11 protein-coding genes are annotated in these 14,191 nt (G+C 64.5%); 7 read left to right on the top strand and 4 right to left on the bottom strand.

Translation table 11 applies throughout. The features are described from left to right. Positions 1-918 (top strand): trypsin-like peptidase domain-containing protein (locus VLT15_05725; protein ID HSR44717.1); only part of this gene is annotated, 918 nt, incomplete at its 5' end. A 12-nt stretch (positions 919-930) separates the two neighbouring features. On the opposite strand, the gene rpiB is transcribed toward VLT15_05725, so the two are convergent. The 3 genes from rpiB to VLT15_05710 form a co-directional block, all read right to left on the bottom strand. Then, positions 931-1,395, bottom strand: coding sequence for a ribose 5-phosphate isomerase B (gene rpiB, locus VLT15_05720; GenBank protein ID HSR44716.1), 465 nt, complete (start codon positions 1,393-1,395; stop codon positions 931-933). 85 nt (positions 1,396-1,480) lie between these two features. Next, a complete protein-coding gene (locus VLT15_05715) occupies positions 1,481-5,101 on the bottom strand; it encodes a hypothetical protein (protein ID HSR44715.1) in 3,621 nt (1,206 codons plus the stop codon). Further along, positions 5,001-6,788 carry a glycoside hydrolase family 3 protein gene (locus VLT15_05710; protein HSR44714.1) on the bottom strand — a complete coding sequence of 596 codons (1,788 nt, stop codon included), beginning with the start codon at positions 6,786-6,788 and terminating at the stop codon, positions 5,001-5,003. Before VLT15_05710 ends, VLT15_05715 begins: the two co-directional genes overlap by 101 nt. Before the next feature lie 169 nt (positions 6,789-6,957). Here VLT15_05710 and murA point away from each other — a divergent pair, with 169 nt between their 5' ends. The 6 genes from murA to VLT15_05680 all read left to right on the top strand — a co-directional run bounded on the left by murA (position 6,958) and on the right by VLT15_05680 (position 12,439). After that, positions 6,958-8,214, top strand: coding sequence for a UDP-N-acetylglucosamine 1-carboxyvinyltransferase (gene murA, locus VLT15_05705; GenBank protein HSR44713.1), 1,257 nt, complete (start codon positions 6,958-6,960; stop codon positions 8,212-8,214). Then, positions 8,207-9,760, top strand: coding sequence for a SpoIID/LytB domain-containing protein (locus tag VLT15_05700; protein ID HSR44712.1), 1,554 nt, complete (start codon positions 8,207-8,209; stop codon positions 9,758-9,760). Before murA ends, VLT15_05700 begins: the two co-directional genes overlap by 8 nt. A 45-nt stretch (positions 9,761-9,805) precedes the next feature. Then, a complete protein-coding gene (locus VLT15_05695) occupies positions 9,806-10,084 on the top strand; it encodes a NifU family protein (GenBank protein HSR44711.1) in 279 nt (92 codons plus the stop codon). Between the two features lie 98 nt (positions 10,085-10,182). After that, complete coding sequence (gene meaB, locus VLT15_05690; GenBank protein ID HSR44710.1) at positions 10,183-11,151, top strand: methylmalonyl Co-A mutase-associated GTPase MeaB; 969 nt, start codon at positions 10,183-10,185, stop codon at positions 11,149-11,151. Then, positions 11,141-11,608, top strand: a complete 468-nt coding sequence (locus tag VLT15_05685; GenBank protein HSR44709.1) for a hypothetical protein — start codon at positions 11,141-11,143, stop codon at positions 11,606-11,608. The genes meaB and VLT15_05685 overlap by 11 nt, the downstream gene beginning before the upstream one ends. Positions 11,609-11,668: 60 nt before the next feature. After that, positions 11,669-12,439, top strand: a complete 771-nt coding sequence (locus VLT15_05680; protein HSR44708.1) for an enoyl-CoA hydratase-related protein — start codon at positions 11,669-11,671, stop codon at positions 12,437-12,439. A 5-nt stretch (positions 12,440-12,444) separates the two neighbouring features. Here VLT15_05680 and VLT15_05675 read toward each other — a convergent pair whose 3' ends face one another. Continuing rightward, positions 12,445-14,103 carry an MFS transporter gene (locus tag VLT15_05675; GenBank protein ID HSR44707.1) on the bottom strand — a complete coding sequence of 553 codons (1,659 nt, stop codon included), beginning with the start codon at positions 14,101-14,103 and terminating at the stop codon, positions 12,445-12,447. Positions 14,104-14,191 lie beyond the last annotated feature (88 nt).

Raw genomic sequence — 14,191 nt, 5'->3', positions numbered from 1 at the left:
GGAGACACTCTCTCGCCCGCCGCGGTCGGTGAAGCGGTCGTTCCGGCGGTCGTCACGGTGCAGATCGGTGCCCAGACGGCCGGGGGCGTCATCACCCAGGGGTCCGGATCGGGAGTGATCATCGACGAGTCGGGCCACATCGTCACCAACGACCATGTCGCCGGTGATGCCGACTCGCTGCGCGTCGTTCTGTCCGACGGACGGATCTACGAAGCGACCCTGGTGGGAACGGATCCCGTCACGGATCTCGCAGTGCTGGATATCGACGCCGGCGACCTCACCGCCGTCGACTTCGGATCCACCGACGGAATGAACGTCGGCGACACTGCGATCGCGGTCGGCAGCCCCCTGGGCCTCAACGGTGGTCCTTCGTTGACCGTCGGAGTGCTGTCGGCCTTCGGGCGGGAAGTGCGGACGAGCTCAACTTCGATCCTCTACGGAATGCTCCAGACCGACGCCCCGATAACGCAGGGATCGAGCGGCGGGGCGCTGGTCGATGAGGACGGGCGCCTGATAGGCATCACCACGGCCGTCGGCGTCAGCGCGGTAGGTATCGAGGGGATCGGTTTCGCGACGCCCATCGAGATCGTTGAGAGAGTCGTCGCCGACATTCTCGCCGAAGGCGCGGCTGCAAACGGCTTGCTGGGCATCAACGGATCGACCGATTTCATTGAGATGTCGGACGGTGGGTGGCGGCCGACCGGCGTTGTGGTCGAGGCGATCGAGCCCGGATCGGCCGCCGATTCGGCAGGACTGCGAACCGGCGACGTCATCACCGCGGTGCAAGGGATCGGCGTAGACACAATGGAGGAGTTGATCGCCGCTCTGCGACGCCTGGGAGGAGGGGACCCGGTCCAACTGGAGATCGAGAGGGCCGGAGCCAAGATGGAGATCTCGGCCATCCTCGGCACGCTCTGACCGGCAGGCCGTTCAGTTACGGGGTGTTCCGGATTCCTCGTCTTCCAGAGTCAACACCTTGTTCAGGCGGCGGACGTGACGTTCTTCCCTGGTGAACGCGGCGCCCAGAAAGGCATCGACTATTTCGAGGGCCAGCGCGATGCCGGTGACCCGGCTGCCCAGGCACAGCACGTTGACGTCGTCGTGCTCCACACATTGGTGTGCCGTGTAGGTGTCGGTCCCCTGGGCTGCACGAACCCCGCGGACTTTGTTGGCGGCGATGGCCGCTCCCGCCCCGGAGCCGCACACGACGATTCCCCGTTCGATGCGGCCATCACGCACGGCCCGCCCGACCGCCGCCGCGTAGTCGGGATAGTCCACGGGATCCTCGGAGTGAGTACCGAAGTCCGTAACTGCCACGCCCTTTTCTGCAAGGGTGCGCGCCAGGGTCTCTTTCAGCCCGTAGCCCGCATGATCCGCGCCGATTCCTACCCGCACACTCAATCCTTCTCGAGGCCGATGACAGCGTAGTCACGTCGGCGAGCGGACCCGGACGTACGATCCGCCGGCCGTTCGGGTCGGGCTACCGCCCGCGGGATCCCGCAGGGGAGGCCGGGTCGCCGTGAGTTCCGGGTTGGGCTTGCCCGCCGGGCAGAAATGCGTGGATTCGCGTGATCTCGCCTGAGCGGTTGAAGACCTTGGCACTGTTCTCCCCGTTCACGCCCAGGTCGGATTGCCGTTCCGTCCTCCCATCGGCAAAGACCACCTCGACGTGTGGGTCTGCTCGTGTCACCGACACGACGACGGGAACCCCACAGATCGTCACGCCCAGAGAACCCTCATGGAGATCCACGACCGATGGCTCGAGAGCAAGGTCGTACACGCTCCATTGCTCCGGATGTCCCAGCAGCTCATGCGTCCTCAGCAACAAGGGGTCGAACCGGATCTCGCCGTTCACAACACGGACGCCGACTTCCGCATTGCGAGTGAGCAGCTCTTCCTTGACCAGTCCGGTCATGCCGGGTTGCTGTGCCCCGGCATGAGCGGGCGTGTGCGAGTAAGGGTCGATGGGGACGGCACCGAACTCCCGGGCGGTCTTGTTGAACCCGAGTCCCGACCGGACCCGCCGATAGGCGTCCGTCAGTCGCTCGACCGTCGCCGCAGGCGCACCGCCGGTTGCCGCCTCGAATGCGGACGCCTGGACGGCGACGAGCAGCTTGGCGACCATGTGCCAATAGATGGATCCGATTCCTTCATAGCCGTACATCGATCCGGAGCGGCCGGTGTAGGCATGGTGGCGGAAGACCTTCTCATAGGCATCCAGGGTGTTCTCACGCTGTGCGGCTACGAGGCTGCTCCAGTGCGGATCATCGGTGAGGCGATCGAGCCGCTCTTCGAGATCGGCCCGGTTGGCGAAGCCGGCGTTGAAGCGGAAGCGGCCGTCGGCATCGACGGCCACCACCGAACCGTCGCCGGCCTCGAGCAGTGCCTCGAGCAGAGGATTGGCCGTGACGGATTCGGCCGGCACCACGTTCTTGTCGAGGAAGGATGGAAGCGCCCCGGCCGGGTAGAGCATGAAACTCCGCTGGTCGGCCCTGTACATGGCGCTGGAGTACAGCGCATCGATCAAATCGGCTCGCTCCTCGAAGGTCAGGACTCCCGATTCGAGAACCGCCACCTGGCCTTCGAGCATTTCGTGCATGTGCTCGACGGAGACTCCCGACCCGTCCGGGGCGAAGCGGATCAGGTTGTACGAGTGGTAGAGGCCATCTGGGCGGCGACTCCCCCGGATCGTGTGGTCGAGATGGCCGATCGCGCGATCGCACAGCCCGACGAGAGCCTCGAGGGCGACCGGAGTGGCCCCTGAGAACCCCGATTCGTAGATCCTGAGCCGGTATCGGGAGAACGCGCGACCGAGTTCGTCCATGAGCGCCTGACGGGATCGGTCGGTGGTCTCGGCAGGCGCCTCGTCGAAAGCCGCGGAGACCGCCGAGAACCAGGCGGCTACCTCGCGGGATATCGCAACCTCTTCGATGTTGGCCCGGCGGAAGAGCGACCTCATGTGCTCGAGGTAGCTGCGTAGATGGCTGAGCGTCACCATCGAAAGGCCGAACCCGACCAGAGCGTTGTTCGCATCGTTCCATTCAGGCCGCTGCGTGTTCATCCAGATACCGCCGCCGGGCACGTAGTTGGACAGCTTGGCGAGCGCCGCTACCAGCAGTTTCTCGACCAGGGTCACGAGATACGGCTCGCCGTCCCTGCCCCGGAGTAGTTTCCCGTCGCTACCTACCCGGTCGACGTGACTCGAGGAGCTCGCCGCGGCGGAGTCGTCGTAGCCGATCGTCGACTTCGGGTCGCGCACCAGATCCTCGTACGGAGCGATCCGGTAGGGGACGTCGGCGTATGTGAACAACCTCTCTCCGAGCATCCGGTTCACTTCACCGGGCAGGAACCTGTCGGCGGCATCGAGCAGACGGAGCAGGTACACGATCTGATGGTCGCCCCAGTATCCGATGTTGCTCCACGGATCGTCCGGGTTCGGGACCTCCCAGTCGAAGCCGTCACGAGTGATGCGATAGGGGTTGAATCCGTCGGGCGTCGACGCGTTGACGAAAACGGATATCACGCCGGGAAGGTACCCGGGGAAAACGGCGCACAACGCCTCCCAGTTCTGGAAGATGTCACGCCAGTTCCCCTCGTAGTACATGATCGGCCGGCCTACTTCATCGCGCACGCGAATGGAAAAAGCGTTCCATGGTCTGCTCGGGTCACCGTGACGGCGAGAGAAGCTGAACGGCAAGTACTCGAGACCGAGCCGCATGAGGTGTGCGTCGCCCGTCCGCCTGATCCGATCCAGCAGGACGTTCCGCTCGATTGTGTCCGGAAGCGACTCGATCCAGGCCTGGTGACGATCCGCCACCAGGCGGTTCCGGTCCCGTGCGAACTTCGCGAAATCGCCCGCGGCGATCCGGTACCCGGAGAGTGGGATCCCCCCGCGCATGACGTTGTACGTCACGTTGGAGAAATGGTGGGCAGTTGCGACGCGATCGCCGGTCCGCTGCTGCGCGTCGGCAGGAGCCATGATGTCGACGAGCGCCTTGGCAGTCCCTCGCAGCGAAGCCTCGATTCCGGCTTCGAGTTCGTCCTCCTCGTCGAGCAGGTGCCGCAGTTCGGCGACGTCGATCTGATCCCTGGCGACGTCGGCCACTATGTGCCACGACTTCTCCTCCCGCCGGTCCAGCTCGATGGTCGTGTGCAGCAGATACGAACCGGGTCGCCCTGTGAGCAATCGGACGGGTTCATTCGGGTGATCTGCCTCGAATCCCGCCAGGGCATCGGGGGTGACCGTCACCGAGGCATGGTTGAGGCCGATCGACCAGACGGTAGAGCAGCGGAGCGACTCCGCCGGTTCGGGACGATCGACGACCTGTGATTCGAGCGAGAAGACGGCGAGGCGACCGTCCGTGTCTATGAGCTCACTCCGCTTGTAGGCGTTCGTGAGATTGCTCATGCCGGCGTAGAACTTCGGGTCGAGCCCGTGGGGGAGGACGTTCAGCAACCCGTCCATCAACTCAACTCGAATGGAGCGGGTGGCTTCGTTGACGAGTGTGGCCGTGCGAACGAAGCCGAACCGGTCGCTGCTCGCCCAGCGGTAACGGAATCTCAGCTGGAGGCCGTGATGGATCTCCTCGAAGATGATCGAATCCCCGACAACCGATTTGTAGAGGAATCGGCGGACATCCGGATGCGACTTCCGGCCGAATGGACTCCACAATCGGCTACCGCCTTCGCCGACAACTCGGATCGCAGTCACCGGCCCGACGACGCCGGCCGCGTCGTGCAAACGATCATCCGTCTCGTATCGGAACAAGGCATCGGAGGCATCGACCCGTCCGGCGGTCAGGCCTCCGGTGCTCGAAATGAACATCCAGCGGTCACCGTCGCTGACCACGCTCATCAGAAAAGGCGGAATCTGGTCGACGTCCGGAACGGCGTAGTAACCGGCTCCACCGATTTCGACGAGACCTTCGCCCGACGGCTGTTCGGCGGCACCGGCCGGTGACCGAGTCATTCGCTGAGGCCCCTGTGTCGATCGACTGATGTCATTGTCCCGATCCGGATCCTCGGTGAGCGGCTGCTCCTGAAAGGCTGAGCCCGTGACCTTGCGCGAATAGCGGGGAAACGCCTGGTTCTGCGAGGGCATCGAATGAACTCGGCCACGGCTGTGATGTTCGTGCCGCGAACGGATGGACACCAGCCAGCAACTCTCCCAGAGCACCACCTTCGGTTCCGGGTAGCCAGGCAGCGACGACGGCGTCGGCGCGGGCGATGAGATCGGGAATGACCAGCGGCCGGCCCGAATAGACCACGAGAATCAGGACTTTGCTGCGTTCCCGCATTCGCGTGAATACGGCCCGGTCCTCGTTGCTCGCCGTGGGCTCGGCGCAATCTCCCGGCCCTTCGGCGTAGGGCGGCTCGGCGATACAAACGATACCGACATCGCTGTGACCGCTCTCCGGAAACCACCCCATCGGGTCGTACGCGATGTCCAAGGGAGCCGTGGCTCGCAGTCCGTCTAGCAGTGTGGTGCCTGCGGTGGTGCGACCCGTGCCACCTTGCCAACCCACGGTCCAGCCTCCGCACTGGAGGCCTATGTCGTCGGCCGCCTGCCCTGCTATTTCGATGGATCGAACCGAAGCAGGAAGCGGTAGCGCGCCGTCATTCTTGAGCAGGACGGCGCTGCGCCGGACGGCCTCCGCCGCCAGAGAGCGGTGCTCCGCTGAGCCCACGACGCTCAGGGGAGGGGGTTGCTCGTCCGGATCGGCGAGTTGCGCGAAGGACTTGGTGCGGAGGATCCGTCGCACCGCCTCGTCGAGGCGTTGCAGGGGAATCCGGCCCGTGGATGTTGCTCGAATCATGACGTCGATGAAGCGGCGGTAGTCGATTGGGACCATCACCATGTCGACCCCGGCGTTGACCGCGGTGACAACGGCGTCTTCATAATCTGTCGCCACCTGGTCGACGCCCATCCAATCCGACACCACGAAGCCGGAGAAGCCGAGCTCTCCTTTCAAGACTTCCGTGAGCAGGCGGCGGTGGGCGTGAAGCTTGATACCGTTCCAGGAGCTGTACGACGCCATGACGGTCATTGCTCCCGCCTCGACCGCGGCTGCATAGGGCAAGAGATGCGCCGATCGGAGGTCGACCTCGGAGGTCCGTGCATCTCCCTGGTCGATCTGCCAGTTCCCACCCCAATCGTCCCACCAGTTGGGCATCTCGCCGCGCACCACCGTGCCCCATGAGGTTGCACCGTCGCCGACGAAGTGTTTGGCGCAGGCGAGCACGCCGAATCCCGTCTTCGGGGGATTCTGAAGGCCGTCCACCAGCGCCGCTCCGAGTCTGGACACCAGCTCCGGGTCGCGGCCGTAGCCTTCGTAGGTTCTGCCCCATCGGATGTCCTGAGGTACTGCAATCGTCGGCGCGAAAGTCCAATGGATTCCCGTCGCCAGCATCTCGGTGGCCGTGGTCTGGCCGATCCGTCGGACGAGGTCCTCGTCTCCTGCCGACCCCAGTCCGATGTTGTGAGGAAAGACGGTGGCGCCGCCTACGTTGCCGTGGCCGTGGACGGCGTCGACACCGTAGACGAGCGGGATGCCGAGCCGGGTGCCGGCTGCTGCCTCCAGGAACGAGCCGACCATGTCTGCCCACCTCGAAGGTGTGTTCGGAGCCGGGTTGTCGTTGCCGCCACTGAGGATGGAGCCGATGAAGTAGTCGGCCGTCTCAGCAGGCGAGATGCTCTTAGCGGAGACCTGGGTCATCTGGCCGATCTTCTCGGCCGGAGTCATTTCCCGGATGAGCTGCTCGATCGCACGTTCGTCGGAGATCTTCATGGGTTCTCGATAATCAGGAAGGGCGGGCTCCGTCCGGCGTTTCCGGACAGGAGGCTGCAGAGTAGCCCGGCTGCGACCGGTTCAACGGGTCGGGCCGTCCGAGTCGGGCCTCACCCCGGCCGTGTCCGCGGGTGGGTGCCGTCGAGGCGGTTCGGACGTACAATCCCGTATGGACCAGATCGTCGTAACGGGGGGAACGCGCCTCGAGGGCTCCGTTCCCGTGCTCGGAGCGAAGAACGCGGTGCTCAAACAGATGGTCGCGATGCTTCTCGCTCCGGGAAGTCACCGTTTGACGAACGTACCGGGGATCCTCGACGTCGAGCTGATGGGAAGGGTTCTCGACCACATAGGCGCGGAGTGCAAGCCGGACGGCCACGACCTCGTGGTTGAGATTCCCGACGACCTGCGTCCGGAAGCGCCACTCGAGCTGGTTCGCCAGATGCGGGCATCGATCATCGTTCTAGGACCACTGCTCGCACGCAACGGGACCGCCAGCGTGGCATTCCCAGGGGGTGATGACCTCGGGGCACGGCCGATCGACATGCACCTGGCAGGCCTTCGTGCTCTCGGAGCAGAGTTCGAACTCGAGCACGGGACGGTTGTCGGCCGAGCCCCCAACGGATTGACCGGTGCAGAGATCGACCTCGAGTTTCCGTCCGTCGGAGCCACCGAGAACATACTCCTGGCCGCGGTTCTGGCAAGAGGCGAAACGGTGCTCGGTAATCCGGCCAGAGAGCCGGAAGTCCAGGATCTCGTCGCACAGCTCAGCGCGATGGGAGCGGAGATCTCCGGCGCAGGGACCTCGCGGATGGTCATCAGAGGTGTGGGTGAGCTTCATCCGGTGGATCATCCCGTTGTGCCGGACCGCCTCGAGGCCGGAACCTACGCGATTGCGGGAGCGATAAGCCGTGGCCGGGTCCGGGTCGAGCACTGCCTCCCCGATCACCTGCGCATGGAACTGAAGAAGCTCGCCGAGGCCGGCTGCGCGGTCAAACGGGGTGACGACTGGTTCGAAGTCGAGGGGCCCGACCGGCCGCGTCCAATCGACTTCGCCACCCTCCCGTTTCCCGGTTTCGCCACCGATATGCAACCACAGATGGTCGCATTGCTCGCTTTCGGCGACGGTACTTCGGTCGTGACCGAGAACCTCTACGACGCCCGTTTCCGCTACCTCGGCGAGCTCATGCGCATGGGTGCGGACGTGACTACAGAGTGGCAGCACGCGGTGATTCGAGGTTCCGAGCGTTTGTCCGGATGCCCCGTCCTGGCTCCGGACATTCGGGCCGGAGCCGCGCTGGTGCTGGCCGGCTTGCGGGCCGATGGAGACACAATCGTCTCCGACATCCAGCACATCGACCGTGGATACGAAGGGTTCGTCGACCGATTGGCCTCTCTCGGTGCGGTCATCGAGCGGCGCAGTGCGTGAGTTCGCTGTAGCCGTACTGACGGCGGCTCTGCTCGTGCCGGCGACTCCGGCCATGTCCCAGGAGGACCCGCCGTCCGTATACGACTCTGTGGTCATCGTGCCATCCGAAGGAACCGTTCTCCAGTGGAGGGACGGGCGCTACGCGGGCATCCTGGAGGTGCGCGGAGCCGGCGATGGTTTGGTGTTGACCGAACTCGTTGAGCCCGAGGACTACTTGCTCGGAATCCAGGAGGTTCCGTTCAGCTGGCACTCCGAGTCTTTGAAGGCACAGGCCGTTGCAGCACGTACCTACCTCGCCTGGACGTTGCGAAGGGGGAGAGTCGGCGCCGGTTCCACCTACGGATTCGACATCTGCGCCAGTGATCAGTGCCAGGTCTACGGGGGGGTCGGCCAGGTGGAAGGCCCGGAAGGAGAGAGATGGGCGGAGGCCGTGAGGTCGACGGAAGCCGAGATGCTCCTCAGCAACGGCGTGCCGGCTCAGGCTCTCTACAGCAGCACTTCCGGTGGTCGGACCCGCTCGGTCGAGGACGTCTTCGGAGGAGATTCGATTCCTTATCTCCAGGCGGTACCGAGCCCCGACGAACGGTCGCCGTTCGTCGAGTGGGAAGTCCGATTCGACGTCTTCCAGTTGAGGGAGGTTCTCAAGGCCGCCGGTCTCATCGAAGGAAGCTTCCAGAACATCAGGGTCATCCGGACCGAAGATGGTGACGGACCGTGGCTGGTGGATGTCGAGGGCAGCTCGAAAGCACAACTCACGACCTGGGAGTTCCGATCGGCCGTCAATCGTTGGGCGCCCCGACTGTATCCGGACCGCTTCCCGGGCCCGCGCCCGGACGGCCGCAACTTCCCGCAGACCATCCTCTCGCCGACCTTCGCGGTTGATTTCGAGATCGTCTTTCCCTCCTTCGAGCCGGACGCCACATGGCTGGGCCTCGAATGGGTTGTTCGCGGGAATGGATGGGGCCACCTGGTAGGCATGAGTCAGTACGGGGCAAGGGCCATGGCTGAGGCAGGTGCCACCTACGACGAGATCCTTTCTCACTACTACACAGGGCTCGAGCCGCAGGTTTCGTCGATTCTCCCGGATCAGATAGTGGTCGGACTGGCGTGGGGGTCCGCCGATCTGGTGATTTCGGCAGACGGCCCGTTCACCGTGATTGCAGACGGCCGGCCCGTGGCCGAGGAGGTGCTCGGGTCGTGGTTGTTCGAAACCGCCGGGCGCCGGATCGCCGCCAACCCGCCCGAAGGAATCGGCCTGCCTCCGACTCTTGCAGGGCTTGAGCCTTCGACTGCGTTCGCCGGCCGGGCGGTCACCTTCACCGGTACGTTGTCGGCTCCGGCGGAGGTGCGCGTCGTGGTCTTCAGGGGAGCCGAAGTGGTCGGGACGACCGAGTGGAGAGTGCGCGACGCCGGCACGGTGGTCTCGGTGTGGGATGGAATCATGCGCAATCGAGTAGCGCCGGCCGGGATCTATCGGGTCATGATGGAGGCGCGCTCGGCTGAGGGGAGGGATTCCGTGTTCTCCACTTTGCAGATGTTGCCCTGATAGTCCGGCGGTGTTTCTACACTGTGCCGGCCGAGGTGAAAGCACATGATGGAAGACACTGAACAGCAGCACGGCGATCCGACCCCGTCCCCCGAGGCCGTGATCGACATGCCCACTCTCGAGGCAACCCTCGAGTACATCCGCCCCGCCCTGCAGGCAGACGGTGGGGATTTGGTGCTGCTCGGAGTCGAAGGCGGAACGGTCAACCTGCAAATGGTCGGTGCGTGCGGCGGCTGCCCTCTCTCGACCATGACCCTCAAAGCCGGAATCGAGCGCATCCTCACCGACCGCGTACCCGGCGTCGAAATAGTGAATGCTTCCTAGGTTCTAGGTTCTAGGTTCTAGGTTCGTCATTGCAACGGTGACAAGTCCCGCCGGGTCATGACTTAGAAGTCGGGCGCCCTACCGATATCCTGGCCTTCATGGCTTGGACCACTCCCCAAGAACTCATCGAGGCTGCCCTCGGCGGCGACCGCCGTGCACTCGCGCGAACGATCACCCGGGTCGAGGACGGTCACCAATCTGCCCCCGACCTGCTGGCAGCCTTGTTTGCCCGGGGCGGTAATGCCTACGTGATCGGCCTCACAGGTGCACCCGGTGCGGGAAAGAGCACGCTGACCGACCGGTTGATCACTCTGATCCGGGCCTCAGGCCTCGAAGTTGCCGTGCTGGCGGTCGACCCGTCCAGTCCTTTCACCGGTGGAGCGATCCTCGGCGACCGTATCCGCATGCAGGATCACGCCGGCGACCCGGGCGTCTACATCCGCTCGATGGGCAGTCGCGGCCATCTCGGTGGGGTGGCCGCCGCCACCCCTCGCATCGTCAGCGTCCTCGACGGCGCCGGGTTCCCCTTTGTGATCGTCGAAACGGTCGGCGTCGGGCAAGCAGAGGTCGAGATCGTCGAGAGTGCCGATACGACGATCGTCGTCGTCAACCCCGGTTGGGGGGACAGCGTCCAGGCGAACAAGGCCGGCCTACTCGAGATCGGAAACGTCTTCGTGATCAACAAAGCCGATCGGCCGGGTGTTAGCGACACCATGCGAGACCTGAGGCAGATGCTCGAACTTGGTGGGGATCGAACCTGGGAACCGCCGGTAATTCCGAGCGTCGCCACGTCCGGCGAGGGGGTCGACGAGACCTGGCGGGCGATCCTCGAGCACAGGGGGCACCTGGAGTCCACCGGCGAACTGGCCGTCACCCGCCGGCACCGGCTCGAACTGGAGTTCCGGCGGGCGATGATCGACGAGTTCACCGCCCGTGCGGAGGCTTCCGCAGGACGTCGTACGCTCACGGCGCTCCTGGAGGAGATCACGTCCAGAGCGATCGACCCATGGACGGCGGCGCGCCGGATCGTGGCCGACCTTGCAGAGGAGAACAATCGTGGACATTGAAGCGAAAACCGGTACGGCGCTGGCCCAACTAGCAGTGCAACTGCGCCGCCACTATTACCACCTGCCCTATGAGCTCGCACCAGACGATCTGATCGAAGCCGGTCTCCTGGTCAACCTCGACTGGGATGAGCGCGACTCGCTGTGGGCGCAGCTCGACGCGGTCGTCACGCTGGATTCGCCGGTGGGAGGATCTCCTGTGACCGTCTATGCAGAGGAAGGTCCGGTCGTGACCCTGTGGAGATCCGTCGACGGCACCGGATGGGCGGCCGACTGGGACGTGGACCTCGACGCGGCGGAGAGAAACCGTCTCCTCGAGAAACTGACGGCTTTGGCACAAGGCGTGGCGGCGAAGATCGATGGACTCGTGGCGGACTACCTGGCTACCGGGGCCGAACTGGAGGAAGACGATCGAATCGAGACGACCCACGTCGCCCGGGAATGGCTCGAAGGCTCCTGACCGGTCAAACGGCTCCTTTCGATCGGTAGCCTGGGAAGCCAGCGAGCAAGGAGTCTGGTTGTGGAGTTGGTCGAGTATTCCGTCACGAACGGCCTGGCGCTGGTCCGGCTGAACCGCCCTCCGGTAAACGCCCTGTCCGCGCAACTGTCCACCGAGTTGCTGGAAGCCTTTCAACTTGCGGCCGATCCAGCGGTGCGAGTGGTGGTTGTGACCGGCCAGCCGCACTTCGCAGCAGGAGCCGACATCAAGGGCTTCCAGAAGGCATACGACGGAGAGTCGGACCGTGACGGACTTGCGACCGTGCTGGCCGGAGCCGTTCGCGCCCTCGAGCGACTCGCCAAGCCGACTTTCGCGGCCGTGCACGGCTATGCGCTCGGCGGTGGCCTCGAACTGGCCATGGGCGCCGACTTCCGGTACTTGTCCGAGGATGCGTCGGTTGGTCAGCCCGAGATCAAGCTCGGCATCATTCCGGGAGCCGGTGGGACTCAGCGACTTCCCCGAATCGTGGGATTCCAGAAGGCCAAGGAACTCAACTACTCGGGGCGCCACATCGGTGCGGAGGAAGCGCTTGCCATCGGTCTGGCAGACAAGGTGTTCCCGGTCGACCACCTGCTGCAGGCGACCATGGCGGAGGCAGAGAAGTACGCGAGCGGTCCCACCGTGGCCCTCGGCGCGGCGCGCAGAGCCATGAACGAGGGTTGGGGCAAGCCGATCGACGAGGCGATGGAGGTCGAGGCCCAGGCGTTCGAGGATTGCTTCTGGACGGAAGACGCCAAAGAGGGCGTCGCAGCCTTCATCGAGAAGCGGAAGGCAGAGTTCCAGGGGCGCTGATCGTTCTAGCCGGAATCGCTCTCGGGCAGCGCCCGATCTTCGGCGTCGAAGTCCAGTTCGGGAATTCGGAAGCTCAACAGGAATCCAAACAGAACGAATAGCGAGGCGGTGAACGCGGCGCGCGACGCCGACTGTGCGAATGCGTTCTCTATTGCCGTGATGACCGGGTCCAGGGTTCCGGCCTCGAACTCCATTGGCGGCATGTCACCGACGACCGGGAAGGATCCTGCGCGCAAGGCAGGGAGCAGCTGTCCCGCAGAGGCGCTCACTGCGTCGGCGATCCCGGACCGAGCGATCTCCGGCAAGAAGGCGACGCTGCCGAGTTCGTCTTCGGTCAGTGTGCCCAGATTGACCGCCAGAAGTGTCCCGATGAGAGCGATGCCCAGCGCCGATCCGACCTGGCGGAAGGTGCTCTGCATCCCAGACGCCTGGCCGGAGTCGGCTGGCGGGACTTCACCGAGGATCACGCTCGTCAGCTGCGCCGTCGCCAGCCCGACTCCGATCCCGTAGATAAACAGAACCGGCGCAAGGCTCCATCCGCGCACGGTCGGAGAAATGAGGATCGCCAATGTGGCGATGGACAACGCCTCGATGCCCATTCCCGTCGTCACGACCCTCCTTGGGCCGAAACGGTGGGCCAGGGCGGCCGCTGATGGTCCACCCACGAAGGCTCCGGCGGCCAGGGCGGCGAACAGCACCCCGGTACGGAGAGCCGTATAGCCGAGAACCGCCTGGAGGAACAGCGGGAGAATGAAGATCAAGCCGAGCTCGCCGAGGCTCAGGATGGCGGCGGTCACGTTGCCGTTCGAGAAGCTGGACAATCGAAACAGCTCGAGCTTGAACAGGACTGCTTTGCCGGCCGCCGTGCGGCGCTTCTCTATGGAGACGAACAGAGCCACCCCGACCAGCGCGATTGCGAGCGCCGGTACGACGGGGGAGACGCTTTCGGTGGGCCAGCTCCATGATCCGATCGAGAAGGGTTTGGTGGGCGTCCACCATCCGTAGCGCGACCCTTCGATGAGGCCGAATATCAGGCCGAGAAGCCCGAGCGAGACGGTGACGATCCCCCCGGGATCGAAGCCACGCTGGACGGTGTCGTCCCGGCTGTCGTTGATCCAGAGAGTTGATCCGATCAGGACGAAGATCCCGATCGGGATGTTGATGTAGAACGCCCAGCGCCACGAGAAATCGGTCGTCAACCAGCCTCCGACCAGCGGGCCGATGGCTGCCATTCCTCCGATGACCGAGCCCCACACCCCGAAGGCGATCGCCCGGTCGCGTCCTCGGAACGTTGCGTTCACTATCGACAGAGTTGAGGGGAGGATCATCGCCGCGCCGACTCCTTGCAGGGAGCGTGCCCCGACGAGGGCGATTCCGCTCGGGGCCCGCCCGGCGAGGAGCGACGCCAGCATGAATATGGCCAGACCGGCATGGAAGAGGTGTTTGCGCCCGTACTGGTCGCCGATCCGGCCGACGGTGATCAGCAAAGCGGCAAAGACGAGTGAATAGATGGTTGTTATCCACTCGGCGTCGACCAGTTGAATGCCGAGGTCGCGAATGATCGACGGAATGGCCACGTTCACGATCGTTGCGTCCATGATGATGAGCGCAACGCCGAGGCTCAGCATTGCCAGCCCAAACCATCGCCTTCGGTCCGATGCCATCCGTCACCTCTTGCAGATTCCGACATAGAGTCGAGAACCTACCGGCGAAGTGTAGTGGTTCTGATCGACCGCTCGGTCACCTGATTAT

The sequence above is a fragment of the Acidimicrobiia bacterium genome (assembly GCA_035471805.1).
In the GTDB taxonomy this organism is placed as follows: domain Bacteria; phylum Actinomycetota; class Acidimicrobiia; order Spongiisociales; family JAHEDJ01; genus JAHEDJ01.
Note: the sequence above shows the minus strand (reverse complement) of the source record. Positions and strands in the feature narration are given on the sequence as shown.

Coding starts and splice junctions, on each gene's coding strand:
- VLT15_05715 (HSR44715.1), bottom strand. CDS start 5,101: ATGCCCTCGCAGAACCAGGCGTTTCCCCGCTATTCGCGCAAGGTCACG.
- VLT15_05710 (HSR44714.1), bottom strand. CDS start 6,788: ATGAAGATCTCCGACGAACGTGCGATCGAGCAGCTCATCCGGGAAATG.
- murA (HSR44713.1), top strand. CDS start 6,958: ATGGACCAGATCGTCGTAACGGGGGGAACGCGCCTCGAGGGCTCCGTT.
- VLT15_05695 (HSR44711.1), top strand. CDS start 9,806: ATGATGGAAGACACTGAACAGCAGCACGGCGATCCGACCCCGTCCCCC.
- meaB (HSR44710.1), top strand. CDS start 10,183: ATGGCTTGGACCACTCCCCAAGAACTCATCGAGGCTGCCCTCGGCGGC.
- VLT15_05675 (HSR44707.1), bottom strand. CDS start 14,103: ATGGCATCGGACCGAAGGCGATGGTTTGGGCTGGCAATGCTGAGCCTC.